The 12,767-nt window shown below is 69.2% G+C and carries 16 protein-coding genes and 3 pseudogenes; 15 read left to right on the top strand and 4 right to left on the bottom strand.

Annotated elements, in window-relative coordinates; translation table 11 throughout:
• The first annotated feature begins 57 nt into the window (after positions 1-57).
• On the top strand, positions 58-273 hold the full coding sequence (locus B3587_RS01775; protein WP_292726096.1) for a hypothetical protein: 216 nt from the start codon (positions 58-60) through the stop codon (positions 271-273).
• On the top strand, positions 270-575 hold the full coding sequence (locus tag B3587_RS01770; protein ID WP_292726094.1) for a type II toxin-antitoxin system RelE/ParE family toxin: 306 nt from the start codon (positions 270-272) through the stop codon (positions 573-575). Before B3587_RS01775 ends, B3587_RS01770 begins: the two co-directional genes overlap by 4 nt.
• A 5-nt stretch (positions 576-580) precedes the next feature.
• On the opposite strand, the gene B3587_RS01765 is transcribed toward B3587_RS01770, so the two are convergent.
• Positions 581-862, bottom strand: coding sequence for a hypothetical protein (locus B3587_RS01765; protein WP_292726092.1), 282 nt, complete (start codon positions 860-862; stop codon positions 581-583).
• Positions 863-909: 47 nt separating this feature from the next.
• Between B3587_RS01765 and B3587_RS01760 the strand changes: the two genes are divergently transcribed.
• From B3587_RS01760 to B3587_RS01710, 11 genes and pseudogenes are all read left to right on the top strand, one after another.
• Positions 910-1,140: a hypothetical protein gene (locus B3587_RS01760; protein WP_292726090.1), complete on the top strand. Its 231-nt coding sequence runs from the start codon at positions 910-912 to the stop codon at positions 1,138-1,140.
• A gap of 371 nt (positions 1,141-1,511) precedes the next feature.
• Positions 1,512-2,399, top strand: a complete 888-nt coding sequence (locus B3587_RS01755) for a CoA transferase (RefSeq protein ID WP_292726088.1) — start codon at positions 1,512-1,514, stop codon at positions 2,397-2,399.
• Between the two features lie 24 nt (positions 2,400-2,423).
• Positions 2,424-3,026: pseudogene (locus B3587_RS15870) on the top strand (AMP-binding protein); the annotation flags it as partial.
• A gap of 107 nt (positions 3,027-3,133) precedes the next feature.
• Entirely contained in the window at positions 3,134-3,355 is a 222-nt protein-coding gene (locus tag B3587_RS01745) for an AMP-binding enzyme (RefSeq protein WP_292726085.1), read from the top strand.
• Positions 3,348-3,902: an enoyl-CoA hydratase/isomerase family protein gene (locus tag B3587_RS01740; RefSeq protein ID WP_292726083.1), complete on the top strand. Its 555-nt coding sequence runs from the start codon at positions 3,348-3,350 to the stop codon at positions 3,900-3,902. Before B3587_RS01745 ends, B3587_RS01740 begins: the two co-directional genes overlap by 8 nt.
• A 34-nt stretch (positions 3,903-3,936) precedes the next feature.
• Positions 3,937-5,112 (top strand): thiolase family protein, encoded by a 1,176-nt coding sequence (locus B3587_RS01735; protein WP_292726081.1) that lies wholly within the window; start codon positions 3,937-3,939, stop codon positions 5,110-5,112.
• A gap of 11 nt (positions 5,113-5,123) precedes the next feature.
• Entirely contained in the window at positions 5,124-5,867 is a 744-nt protein-coding gene (locus tag B3587_RS01730) for an SDR family NAD(P)-dependent oxidoreductase (protein ID WP_292726079.1), read from the top strand.
• A gap of 11 nt (positions 5,868-5,878) precedes the next feature.
• Positions 5,879-7,573: a long-chain-fatty-acid--CoA ligase gene (locus B3587_RS01725; RefSeq protein WP_292726077.1), complete on the top strand. Its 1,695-nt coding sequence runs from the start codon at positions 5,879-5,881 to the stop codon at positions 7,571-7,573.
• Positions 7,566-8,342: an enoyl-CoA hydratase/isomerase family protein gene (locus B3587_RS01720; protein ID WP_292726075.1), complete on the top strand. Its 777-nt coding sequence runs from the start codon at positions 7,566-7,568 to the stop codon at positions 8,340-8,342. The genes B3587_RS01725 and B3587_RS01720 overlap by 8 nt, the downstream gene beginning before the upstream one ends.
• A gap of 10 nt (positions 8,343-8,352) precedes the next feature.
• Entirely contained in the window at positions 8,353-9,507 is a 1,155-nt protein-coding gene (locus B3587_RS01715; RefSeq protein ID WP_292726073.1) for an acyl-CoA dehydrogenase family protein, read from the top strand.
• Positions 9,504-10,001, top strand: coding sequence for a MaoC/PaaZ C-terminal domain-containing protein (locus B3587_RS01710; RefSeq protein WP_292726071.1), 498 nt, complete (start codon positions 9,504-9,506; stop codon positions 9,999-10,001). The genes B3587_RS01715 and B3587_RS01710 overlap by 4 nt, the downstream gene beginning before the upstream one ends.
• A 196-nt stretch (positions 10,002-10,197) precedes the next feature.
• On the opposite strand, the gene B3587_RS01705 is transcribed toward B3587_RS01710, so the two are convergent.
• The 3 genes from B3587_RS01705 to B3587_RS01695 all read right to left on the bottom strand — a co-directional run bounded on the left by B3587_RS01705 (position 10,198) and on the right by B3587_RS01695 (position 11,793).
• Positions 10,198-10,656: a class I SAM-dependent methyltransferase gene (locus B3587_RS01705; RefSeq protein WP_292726069.1), complete on the bottom strand. Its 459-nt coding sequence runs from the start codon at positions 10,654-10,656 to the stop codon at positions 10,198-10,200.
• 159 nt (positions 10,657-10,815) lie between these two features.
• A complete protein-coding gene (locus tag B3587_RS01700) occupies positions 10,816-11,064 on the bottom strand; it encodes a ribbon-helix-helix protein, CopG family (protein ID WP_292726067.1) in 249 nt (82 codons plus the stop codon).
• 102 nt (positions 11,065-11,166) lie between these two features.
• Positions 11,167-11,793, bottom strand: a complete 627-nt coding sequence (locus tag B3587_RS01695) for a TetR/AcrR family transcriptional regulator (protein WP_292726065.1) — start codon at positions 11,791-11,793, stop codon at positions 11,167-11,169.
• 127 nt (positions 11,794-11,920) lie between these two features.
• Here B3587_RS01695 and B3587_RS01690 point away from each other — a divergent pair.
• Positions 11,921-12,270: pseudogene (locus tag B3587_RS01690) on the top strand (transposase); the annotation flags it as partial.
• A 191-nt stretch (positions 12,271-12,461) separates the two neighbouring features.
• A pseudogene (locus tag B3587_RS01685) lies at positions 12,462-12,680 on the top strand (tyrosine-type recombinase/integrase); the annotation flags it as partial.
• Positions 12,681-12,767: the final 87 nt, after the last annotated feature.

Here is a 12,767-nt window from a genome sequence, read left to right as displayed (position 1 = left end):
AGCACTCCATGCGGCTCTATCCTGTCTGACGTCGGGCCTACCCGGTATCATAGGAGGATGGTGAACACGGCGCTCATGGAACAGGTCGAACGGCTCAGCCCATCCGAGCTGGTAGAGCTTCGTGACGTGATCCAGGCCAAGCTCGGCGATGACGTGCCCTCCGGTCAGTGGGCGATCTTGGAGCAGCGCGTCGCCGAGGCTGACGCAAACCCCGACGACTACATCACGCTCGACGAGTTGAAGGCGCGCCGTCGCGCGCGTCGGACTACGTGAGTTACACCGTTCGACTCCTCGCCAATGCTCAGCGTGACCTCACTGACATCGAGGCGTACTACGACGAGCAGGCTCCCCACGAGACGGAACGCTGTCTCGACGCGATCGAGGCGGTCATGGACTGGATAGCGGAACACGCGCACCAGCCGCCCGCCAGCCGGTTCGGGCTGCGCCACGTCAGCACCGAGACGTTCCGCTACCTCGTCTGGTATCGCCTGTTCGAGGAAGAACGGTTCGTGCAAGTCGTGGCCGTTCTGCATCATCGCCGCGGAGACGACGCCCTTGCCGAGCGGGTTCCCTAAACCCGCTACAGGCTGATCCCGCGGCCCCGCTCCGGCCCGCCGCGAGTCGGACTGTGAGTGTCGCGTTCCGGCATTGCCAGCCGTGCTGCGCGCTCTGCCAGCGCCGCCGCCGCGAGGCGTTCGGCTTCGGCGCGCTCGCAGATCAGAGCTGCTGCCTGCGCGGGCGGTAGGGCCTCGATCTGGGCGAGAACCTGCCGATCCTGCTCGGCGCGCTGCGCATAGTCCTCCTGCGCCCAGCTCGGGACGCGCGGCGGGGTGGCGGGCGTCGATCCCCAACGCTCGCGCACATCGGCCGCCGCTTAGCAGGATTCCTGTCCTGCGGCCTGCTGGGTGCGTGCGGCGCTGCGGCGGCGGAGTCGGCTGGCGGATCATCGGCTTCGCTCGCTCGGTCCAGCGCGGCCATGAGCGCCCCCGCGTCCTCGAAGGCGTGCTCGACCAACGGGGCCACCGTCTCGGCACGCACCGTTTCGGCGTGCTCCCGTGCAGCGGGGAGCTTCGTGTGCGGCTCGCCGTCGGCGGCGCGGTGCTCGTCCGCGTGGTGGTCGAGCCGGCCGGCGGCCTTTGACCACCACGCCTCCCGCTTCTCCGCGTCCTCGATTCGCTCTGTGAGCCGGACGCGCTCGGCGTTCACTTCTCGTACTGGCTCGCCCGCGACGATTCCCGCCACGGCGAGTTGCGCCCGCTCGGTCGCCTCGGTCAGTCCGCGATCGGCACGGCCGCGCTCGAGCGCGGCCGTGAACTGCTCGCGTGCGTCGCGTACGTCGGCGGCGACGACGTGCAGCCGGTTCGCTTCCCGCCCTCGGGTGAGGCGGTCCGCTCCCGCGCGACGGCGGCGCGCAGTGCTTTGGTGTCGATCCGCTCGATCCTAGCTATTGCACAACCGTACCAGTTGCTATACAACTGTATAGATAGCCGGGGTTGCGAAGGAGCAATAGCGTGTCGGTGAGTCCAGATGCAGGGTCGCTTGCCGGCGTCAGGGTCCTCTCGCTCGCGGTGAACCTTCCAGGTCCCTTGGCGGCCGCCCGCCTCGCCTCGATGGGTGCGTCGGTGACCAAGGTCGAGCCGCCCGCGGGCGACCCGCTCCAGCTGGTGGCGCCGGGCTGGTACGACGAGCTCGTGGCTGGCCAGGAGGTCATCGCCCTCGATCTCAAGGACGTTGCTGGCCGCTCGGACCTGGAGGGGCTGTTGGGTACCGCCCACGTACTGCTGACCGCGATGCGGCCTTCTGCGTCTGATCGCCTGGACTTGGGCGCCAGCGTGGAGCGGCACGCCCTGGTGCACGTGGAGATCGTCGGGTACGACGGTGACCGCGCGGACGAGCCCGGCCACGACCTGACCTACCAGGCGGCCCACGGCACCCTGCTCCCTCCGTCGATGCCGCTGGTGCCGTTGGTCGACGTGCTGGGAGCGGAGCGAGCCGTGACTGCGACACTTGCCGGCCTTGGCCGACGGAGCGACATCGGCGCGGCCGTGCACGAGCGGGTCGTGCTCGATGACGTCGCCTTCCATGCGGGGGCCGCAGTCCGCCACCGACTCACCGGCCCGGGTGACGTCCTCGGCGGGGGGCTGCCGGCATACGGCATCTACGCGACCATGGACGGGCACGTGGCCGTCGGCGCGATCGAACCCCACTTCGCCGAGCGCCTGGCCGGTGCCGTCGGCCGTACCCGTGAAGAGCTGGCAGCCCGCTTCGCGACGGAGTCCAGCGCGCACTGGGAGTCGCTGGGCCGCTCGCTCGACATCCCCATCGTCGCGGTCCACGATGTGCATCCCGTCGCCGCGCACTCGACGCCTGCCCGGTCCCACACCGGGTCCGACGACTGATCCCTCACCCGCCAGGAGCCCGCCATCCGCAGCCTCGCCCGAGTCCTCTCCCGAACGGCCACTCGCGTTCCTGAACGGATCGCGGTCCAGTTCGGCTCCACATCGCTGACCCATGCCGCGCTCGACCGACGCGTGAACCAGCTAGCGCGCGAGCTGGCTGGGCACGGCCTGAGCAAGGGCGACAGGGTCCCGCTGCTCTCGCGGAACAGCGATGCCTTCGTCGTCGCGCTCTTCGCCGGGCTCCGGCTCAGGGCCATCGTCGTGCCCGTCAATCCGCGCTCCGCGCCACCCGAAGTCGACCACTTCGTCACGGACTCCGGAGCGAGGCTGCTCCTGTTCGGACCCGAGCTCGTCTCGAACGTCCGCGGATGGCAGGCACAGCAGGAGGGGCCGGGCGGCATACCTGCCCTCGCGCTGGGGGAGGCGGACGATTTCGACGACGTGCTCACAGCGTCGTCCACGCAGTCCGGGAACCCGCTCGATGTCGAGGTCGCCGAGGACGACGACGCGCTCATCATCCACACCTCGGGCACGACCGGCCGGCCCAAGGGCGCGCTCTTCGACCAGCACCGCATCGTGTGGGTGGGGATCAACACGGCGCTCGGTCTCTATCTGCACGAGGGGAAGCGGATGCTGCACGCCGCGCCGCTCTGCCACTCGACCAGCGTGGACGAGGACGGGTACATCACCCTGGTCGACCGGCTCAAGGACATGATCATCACTGGGGCCGCAACGTGTACTCCGCCGAGGTCGAGAGCGCCCTGGCCGGCCACCCGGCCGTGGGGGACATCGCCATCGTCGGGCGCCCGGACGACGAGTACGGCGAGAAGGTCGTCGCCGTCACGCCACGGGACGGAGCCGAGCTCACGCTTGCTGACCTGCGCGATGACGAGCTCCCCCGCAACCCGTCGGGCAAGATTCTCAAGCACCGCATCCGGAAGAAGCTCCATGGCTGAGCCATCCAGACCACGCGCCTGCGAACGCTCCCTCGCCCACCCGCCCGGGCGGCACACGTGGCAGACCCTGCGGCTGACCGTCGATGGGCCGGTCGCCAGGATCGAACTCACCCGCCCCGAACGCCGCAACGCACTGAGCACTGGCTCGGCGCACGATCTGCTGGCCGCGCTGGCGGACGTCGCCGAAGACGATGCCCCGCGCGTCGTCGTGCTCACAGCGGCCGGTGGCAGCTTCTGCGCAGGCGCCGACCCGATCGACCTCGACGCCGACCGGCTCGGCGACGCGATGGCCGAGTTCAACACCATCATCCCGGCGCTGCGCGACCTGCCCCAGCCGGTCATCGCGAAGGTCCGCGGCTCCGCCGTCGGCGCCGGGTGCAACCTCGCCCCGGCCGGTCGGCTCTCGCCGCCTTCTCCCGTTCCGCCCAGGCCCGCACCAAGCACCTGCTCGACACGACGTGGGACGACACCTTCGCCGACGCCCGGCACCGCGAGGCTGCCGCGCAGGTCGCCGACGCCTCCACGCCCGAGTTCCACCACGCCCTGACCACCTTCCGCACCCGCTACCAAGGAGCTCAACCATGACCCGTGAAGCCGTCATCGTCGACGCCGTCCGCACACCCGTCGGCAAGCGCGGCGGCCAGCTGCGCACCTGGCATCCCGTCGACCTGCTCGCGCACACGCTCGCCCAACTCACCGTGCGCACGGGCGTGGACCCGGATCGTCTCTCGGACGTTATCGTCGGCTGCGCCATCCAGCGCGGCGAGCAGACCGGCAACGTCGCCCGCAACGCCCTGCTCGGCGCGGGCCTGCCCATCGGACTGCCCGGCACGACCATCGACCGGCAGTGCGGCTCCGGGCAGCAGGCTGTTCACTTCGCGGCCCAGGCGATCAGGTCCGGCGAGTACGACTTCGCCATCGGCGCCGGCGTCGAGTCCATGAGCCGGGTCGACCTCGGCCCGCTCTTCGTCCCCGGCGGCGGACGAGGCGACTGGTACGGCGAACGGGCCCTCGCCCGGTTCGGCGGCGACCTGCCCGCACAGGGCCCGTCCGTCGAGCTCGTGGCCAAGAAATGGGGCTTCACCCGCGACCAGCTCGACGCGTTCAGCGTGCAGAGCCACCTGCGCGCTGCGGCGGCGACCGACGCCGGCCACTTCGCGTCGGCGCTCGTGCCCCTCGACGGCACACACAAGGACGGCACGATCGCGCCCATGGTCCGGGACGAGGGCATCCGATCCGACATCGACCCTGCACGGGTCGCAGCCCTTCAGCCCGCGTTCTCCCCGGACGGAGTCATCACCGCCGGCAACGCCTCGCAGATGAGCGATGGCGCCGCCGCCCTGCTCGTGGCCGAGCGCGCCGCCGCCGAGGCAGCCGGCCTACGCCCCCGCGCACGGATCGTCTCGATGGCCGTGGCCGCGGACGACCCGGTGCTCCAGTTCACCGCGATCATCCCAGCCACCCAGAAGGCCCTGGACCAGGCGGGCCTGGCCGTCGGCGACATCGACCTCGTCGAGGTCAACGAGGCCTTCTCGCCGGTGCCGCTGCTGTGGCGGGAGGAGTTCGGGTACCCCGAGGACCAGCTCAACGTCAACGGCGGCTCCATCGCCATCGGCCACCCGCTCGGCTCGACCGGCGCACGCCTGCTCACGCAGCTCGTCAACGAGCTCGAGCGCAGGCAGGCCCGATACGGGCTGCTCACCATCTGCGAAGGCGGCGGCATGGCCAACGCCACCATCATCGAGCGCATCGCCTGAGGAGAACCGTCATGGACATCAGCAACCGCACCTTCCTCGTCACCGGCGGCGCGTCCGGGCTCGGCGGTGCCACCACCACCGCCTTGCTCGAGCGAGGCGCGCACGTTGTCGTCGCCGACCTGGCCGGGACCGCACCCGCCGGCTCGGTCTTCGTCGAGACCGACGTCACCGACCCCGACGCGGTGGCCCACGCCGTCGACGTCGCCACCCAGCAGCCGGGACCGCTCTCGGGTGTCGTCAACTGTGCGGGCATCGGTGTGGCCGAGAAGGTCCTCGGCAAGACCGGCCCGCATGCGCTGGACCTCTTCATGAAGGTCCTCCAGGTCAACCTCGCCGGCACCTTCAACGTCATCCGTCTCGCCGCCGCTGCCATGAGCCAGTCCGACCCCGGCCCCAGCGGAGAACGTGGCGTCATCGTCAACACCGCCTCTGTCGCCGCGTTCGACGGCCAGATCGGTCAGGCAGCCTACTCCGCGTCCAAGGGCGGGGTCGTCGCGATGACCCTGCCCATCGCGCGCGAGCTCGCCCGCTACGGAATCCGCGTGGCCACCATCGCGCCAGGCCTGTTCCTCACCCCGATGATGGGCGTGCTGCCCCAGGCCGCCCGCGACTCCCTCGGCCAGCAGGTGCCCTTCCCCGCACGACTCGGCGACCCGACGGAGTATGCCGCCCTCGCCGTCCACATCATCGAAAACCAGATGGTCAACGGCGAGGTGATCCGCCTCGACGGAGCCCTGCGCATGACCGCACGCTAAAGGAGAACGCCATGATTACAGCATCCCCGAGCCGCACCATCGTCACCGGCTACCCCTCCACGATGGGGGACGACGTCCAGCTCAACACCACGACCCTCATCCGCCACGCGGCACGCACGCACCCCGAGCGGGAGATCGTCTACCGCCGCCCCGACGGGGAGTGGGACCGCTACACGTATGCCGCGGCATACGAGCGGGTCGTCCGCGGCGCCAACGCCCTGCACGGCCTCGGCGTCCAGCCCGGTGACCGGGTCGGCATCCTCGACTGGAACAGCCGCCGCCACTACGAGCTGTACTGGGCCATCCCCGGACTCGCGGCGGTCATGGTCCAGCTCAACCTGCGCCTGGCGCCGGAGGACCTCTCGTTCGTCATCGAGGACAGCGGCACCTCCGTCATCTGCGTCGACGAGTCGCTGCTGCCGGTCGCCGAGGCGGTCGCCCCCCGGCTGCCCGGGGTGCGCGCCTGGGTCGTCATGAGCGACAAGCCGCTCTCGCAGATCGAGACCAGCCTGCCCAACGTCCACCACTACGAGGACCTCGTCGCCGCCGCGAGCGGGCACATCGCCTGGCCGGAGGTCGACGAGCACTCCGCGTACGGCGCCTGCTACACGACCGGCACCACCGGCCGGCCCAAGGGCGTCTACTACTCGCACCGGGCGATCTACCTGCACTCCTACGCCATCGCCACGAACATCGGCATGGTCCTCGACGACTGCACCATGCTCATCACCCCGATGTTCCACGGCCAGGCGTGGGGCCTGCCGCAGGCGGCAACGCTGATGGCGAACAAGATCGTCCTGCCCGGCCGCTACGCCGCCGAGGACACCAAGCCGCTGACCGACGCCATCATCGCCGAGGGTGTCACCGTCGCCAACGGCGCGCCGGCGATCTTCCTGCCGATGCTGCACTACATCGAGACGCTCGAGGAGAAGCCGGATCTGTCCCGGCTGCGAATGATGTCCGGTGCGACCGAGCCGCCGCTGTCGATGATGCGCGGCTTCCACGACCTGACGGGCGCCGAGATCGTCCACGCCTACGGCGCGACCGAGACTACACCGCTCGTGACGATGAACCGGTACAAGCCGAGCGTTCGGGAGCGCCTCAGCGAGGACGAGCTGTTCGAACTCAAGCGCAAGCAGGGCCTGCCCGTCACCGGCGTCGACATCCGGCTCGTCGACGGCATCGGCAACGACGTGGTCTGGGACGGCGTGACGCCGGGCGAGATCTGCATGCGCGGCCCGTGGATCACCCAGACGTACCACAACATGCCCGAGGACGACCGGGCCGACCGGTTCCACGACGGCTACTGGCGCAGCGGCGACGTCGGGACGATCGACGCGGACGGCTACCTGAAGGTGACCGACCGGGTGAAGGACGTCATCAAGAGCGGTGGGGAATGGATCTCCTCGATCGACATGGAGAACCTGCTGCTGAGCCACCCGGCGATCGCCGAGGCCGCCGTCGTGGGGTTGGCCCATCCGAAGTGGCAGGAGCGACCCTTCGTCCTCATCGTCCCCCGGCGGGGTCAGGAGGTCACCCTCGAGCAGGTGCGCGACCACCTCTCCAGCGCCTTCGCCTCCTGGCAGCTGCCTGACGCGATCGAGATCGTCTCGGAGATCCCCCGCACGAGTGTCGGCAAGTTCGACAAGAAGCGGATCCGCGCCGCATACGCAGGAACCTACGAAGGAGACCACGGCAATGCCTGAGCAGCTCGTGACCGTCGAGCGCCACGGCACCACCGTGGTGCTCACGCTGGACCGGCCCTCCGCCCTCAACGCGTTGAGCCGCGCGCTCGTAGCCGAGTTCGCCACCCGCCTGGAAGAGGCCGCCGCAGACGAGGCCGTTCGCGCAGTCGTGCTCACCGGGTCGGCGAAGGCCTTCTGCGCCGGCGCCGACATCAGCGAGATCCCCGGCATGACCGGGGCCTCGCCGCTGGACACGCTACCCTTCGACCGGCTCTTCGACACCGTGGCCACCCTGAGGGTCCCCACGATCGCAGCAGTCCGCGGGCTCGCCTTCGGCGGCGGCTGCGAGCTCGTTCTCGCCTGCGACACCGCTGTAGCCGGGCGATCGGCACGCTTCGCCGTACCTGAGGTCAAACTTGGCGTCATCCCCGGCGCGGGCGGCACGCAGCGCCTGGTCCACGCCGTGGGCAAGGCCAAGGCGATGCGCATGCTCGCCACCGGGGCGCCGGTCGACGCGGAATGGGCCTACGCCGCAGGACTCGTCGCGGACCTCGTCGACGACGACCAGGTCCTCCACCGCGCTCTCGAGCTCGCCGGCCAGATTGCCGAAAACGCCCCACGAGCCGTCGCGTATGCCGTCGACTCGGCTCGCCGGGCCAACGACCTCCCGCTCCACCAAGGCCTCGCCCACGAACGACGCAACTTCCTGCTCGCGCTTGGCACGTCCGATGCGCAGGAAGGCGTCGCCGCCTTCACCGACCGACGCACCCCCGCCTTCACCGGCAGATAGGACGACCCAGATGATTCTCGACGACTACCGGTCTCCTTGGCTGACCGAGGACCTTGCTGACCTGCAGCAGCTGGCCCGGACCTTCATGCAGAAGGAGGTCGTGCCCAACCAGGCGCGCTGGGCCGAGCAGCACATGGTCGACCGCGACTTCTGGCGCGCCGCCGGAGCCGCCGGGCTGCTGTGCATCAGCATCCCCGAGGAGTACGGCGGGGGAGGGGGCACGTTCGCGCACGAGGCCGTCATCGCCGCCGAACAGGCCCGGGTCGCCGACGACGCCTGGGCCAACAGCGTCCACAGCACGATCGTCGCCCACTACCTCGCCGCATTCGGCACCGAGGAGCAGAAGCGGCGCTGGCTGCCCGGTATGGCCTCCGGTGACCTCGTCGGCGCCATCTCCATGACCGAGCCCACCACGGGCTCGGACCTGCAGCGGGTGCGCACCCGCGGCATACGCGATGGCGACGACTACGTCATCAACGGCTCCAAGACGTTCATCTCCAACGGCACCCACGCCGATCTGCTCGTCATCGTCACACGGACGAGCGACGAGCCGGGGGGGCGGGGCCTGTCGCTCATCGTCGCCGAGACGAGGGACCTGCCCGGCTTCCAGCGGGGCAGGGTCCTGGAGAAGATCGGGATGCACGGGCAGGACACGCGGGAGCTGTCGTTCGTCGACATGCGAGTGCCGGCCGCCAACCTCCTCGGCGGCGTCGAGGGCCGGGGCTTCCAGCAGCTGATGGAGCAGCTACCCCAGGAGCGGCTCATCATCGCCGTCACCGCCGCCGCCGCCGCCGACACCGCCGTCCGTGAGGCAGTCGCCTACGCCAAGGAGCGGGAGGCCTTCGGGCAGGACCTGCTCTCCTTCCAGAACACGCGCTTCGTCCTGGCCGAGTGCGCTGCCGACGCACTCGCCGCCCGAACCCTCGTCGACAGCTGCATCACCAGGCACGTCGCCGGCGAGCTCGACGCAGCTGGCGCCTCCCTGGCGAAGTTCTGGTGCACCGACATCCAGAACAAGGTCGTCGACCGCTGCCTGCAGATCTTCGGCGGCTACGGTTACATTATGGAGTACCCCATCGCCCGGATGTACGCCGCCGCCCGCGTGCAGAAGATCTACGGCGGTACCAACGAGATCATGAAGGAACTGGTGGCCCGATCCCTATGACCTTCCGCGACACATCGAGCACCGGACCCGCCCTACTTCCCGCCGAGGACATGCCCGTCGGGGAGGAGATCGACTGCGGCTCCTATGAGGTGACCGAGGAGGAGATCGTCGACTTCGCCACGACGTGGGACCCCCAGTACTTCCACATCGACCGCGATCTCGCCGAGCACAGCGACTTCGGAGGCCTCATCGCCAGCGGCCTGCATACCGCGTCGATCTTCCAGAGGCTCGCCACCACCGGCGTCTACCAGCGATACGACGTCGTTGCCGGCAAAGAGATCCACAACATGCGCTTCCTGCGCCCGGTCCGCGCCGGAGACACGCTGACGTGCACCATCGTCATCCGGTCCGTCGACCCCGCCGGTCCCGGACGATCACTGGTCACGATCTACGGGGCGCTCGCCAACCAACATCACCGACCCGTACTCGAACTCCACGTCGAATCCTTGGTGCGCTCCCGAGCGGTCCAGCAGAGTGCCGTCAACTCAGATTGACACGCTGTTCTGCACGCCATCGCAGTGGTGTTCCTGGTCTCGCCTTACACCTGAGCGGGCGACGCTCACGACCCGCAGATCCGTTCAACGCGTAGGCTACGGCACCTATCCCTCCCTGGCCCTGCGCGGCGGAAGACCGTGACCCTCGACCCGGAGGTCGCGTAAACAACCAGCCATCCGGGAGACTCAGGACGCGTCAACGCTTCCATCGGGTGCCAACTGGGCCGCAGGCCATACGCAGACCCGCCGCGTATGTCGCCCCGCGCTCACCGAACATGTCCGTGAAAGTCCCGCGCGGACAGGCGGCGCTGTGACGCGGCTTTGGATCGAGGGTCTCCGCCAATTTCGCGTGACGGTGACCATGACCGCCACCGAGCATGAGGAAACCGCCCGGAGCGGCGACGCGGGCCAGTTCTCGAACGGCGATCGCGAAGTCATCGTCCGGGACGTAGTGCAGCACGCACCAGCAGAAGACCCGTGCGGCCACGCCGTCGGCCAGCGGGAGCTGGGTGAGTGATGCCGCTGCGAAGGGGAGGTCTAGGTTGTGGCTGCGCGCTACTCGGAGCATCTCGGTTGAAATGTCGATGTCGGTGACCTTGAGGCCCGCGCCCGCCACGATGATCCGGCGCGCGAAATGATCAACATGGTCGCACAACAGTCTCCAGCAGTCGTGCCTGGTGTCGAACCCGAGCCGCAGCTCGCGGTGTGGCCATTCCTCTTCCTCTAGGGGCTCGATCCACAGCGACAGGTCGGCAGCCTGAACCGCGACCTCATCCAGTACACCCCGTGCTTGAGCGCACTGCGGTGGACACCTTCACGCGGCGTGGCCGCCCAGAGCGCGACGAATCGCCTCTGAGCGCGTCACGTGTTCCCGCGCGGCGTACGCGTCGAGCGCCGCGATCTCCTCGGCCGTGAGCCGCACGGCGATGACCTGCGTGGGCTCGGCCCCGCGCCCCGGACGGCCCCGCCCGCGGCGCTTCAGTTCCGCGACGTCATTCCCGGCCTCGACCTCGTCTGCCCACTTCCGAATCCGCTCCTCGGTCACTTGGTCATCACTCACCATGACAAAATCGTATAACGAAAACCGGCGCCCACAAAGGCGCCGCGGATATGCGCCTTTGTGGGCGGAAGGACGCACCGCCGGAAGTCAGCCCCGGTGCTCGGGTCAGGGGGTGACGTCCACGACGAGCTGTGGCTTCTTGGATGAGCCCATGTCGTCGTCGAACTCCTCGGCGATGCGGTCGACGAGCGGCTGGAGGAACAGTCGCCCGAGTTGTCGGACCATGATCGTGATGACCTGTTCGCCGACGGCGTGTTTCGTGGAGGCGACGCCGGCCTGTCGCAGGTCGTGGACCTGTTGGGCGGAGAGCTGGCTGAGCCGGCTGACCAGGTCGCCGCGCTCGGCGCGGCCATCGAGAATGGCTCGGCGCAGGTAGTCGACGATCGCCTGGTTCGCGGACAGCATGTCGGCGACGGCGTGGTCGCGCGCGGCCGCGATCTCGTCTGCCGGCCGGCTGGCGAGCGGCACGGACGCGATGGTCTCGGCGAACTGCTGGACGATGCCGAGCTCGACGGATTCCCGGAGCGCTTCCTTGGTTCCGTAGTGGTGAACGATGAGGCCGACGGTCACGCCTGCAGCGGCGGCGATGGCGCGCAGCGAGGTGGCGTCGACGCCCTGCGCGGCGAAGAGTTCGAGGGCGGCGTTGCGGATTCGTGCCTTCGCCGTGAGGTCGTCTGCGTACACGGCCGCGCCCGGCTGTCGCTCCGCCATCTGCCCCTCGTTCCTGTTCATTGTTGGAGTTGAGTCCATAACGTTGGTGGACGACGATCCCGGGGAGCGTGTCCTGCAGACGTAGGTACGGTCACCGCGTAATCCTTCGAGTGATCTCTCACGACCGCCTCGAAGAAAGTGCACAGCGATGACCGCGAACCCCATTATCGACCCTTCCACGTTCCTGGACGAGCAGCTGGCCCAGGCCAGCCCGGATATTTGATGCGCGAGCTGTTGGCGACGTTCGTCAACGCGCTGCTCTCGGCGCAGGCCGACAGTGTCTGCGGCGCCGAATACGGCGCCCGCACCTCCGAGCGGACCAACCGGCGCAACGGGTACCGCCACCGGGACCTTGACACCCGGGTCGGGACCCTCGACGTGGCGATCCCGAAGCTGCGCGAGGCGACCTTCTTCCCGGACTGGCTGCTGACCAAGCACCGCCGCGCGAAGGCGGCCCTCACGACGGTGGTGGCGACCTGCTACCTGCTCGGGGTGTCTCTCTGATACGCGAAGAGAGGCCTGCATGAGCGAGGGATCTGAGGGCGTCGTGCAGACCGGGCCGGGGCCGCTGTTCTACTCCGAGGAGGAGACGGCAGCGCTGCTCGGGATCCACCACACGACCGTTCACGCGCTCGCCCTGGACGGCGTCGGCTGGTTCGATGACGCCGCCGCGGTCGGGATCAAGGGCCCTCACGCCGCACGAGCTGCGCCACACAATCGCGTCGCTGGCGTTCAGCGCGGGGCGAACGTCAAGGCGGTTCAGCGGATGCTCGGGCACGCCTCGGCCGCGGTGACGCGGTGACGTGTACGCCGACCTGTTCGATGACGAACTGGACAGCGTTGCCACGGCGATCGATCGCGCCGCGATGCAATCGGACGTTGCCAATCTGTTGCCAAAGGCCGCGTAGGGCCTGGAAACGGCCCATCGCCAGGAACGCGGAAACCCCCGGATAACCGGGGGCATTCGTGCGGTTGGTGACCCCAGCGGGATTCGA

The organism is Microbacterium sp. UBA837 (assembly GCF_002296025.1).
In the GTDB taxonomy this organism is placed as follows: Bacteria; Actinomycetota; Actinomycetes; order Actinomycetales; family Microbacteriaceae; genus Microbacterium.
This window is presented reverse-complemented; position numbering and strand designations above follow the sequence as displayed.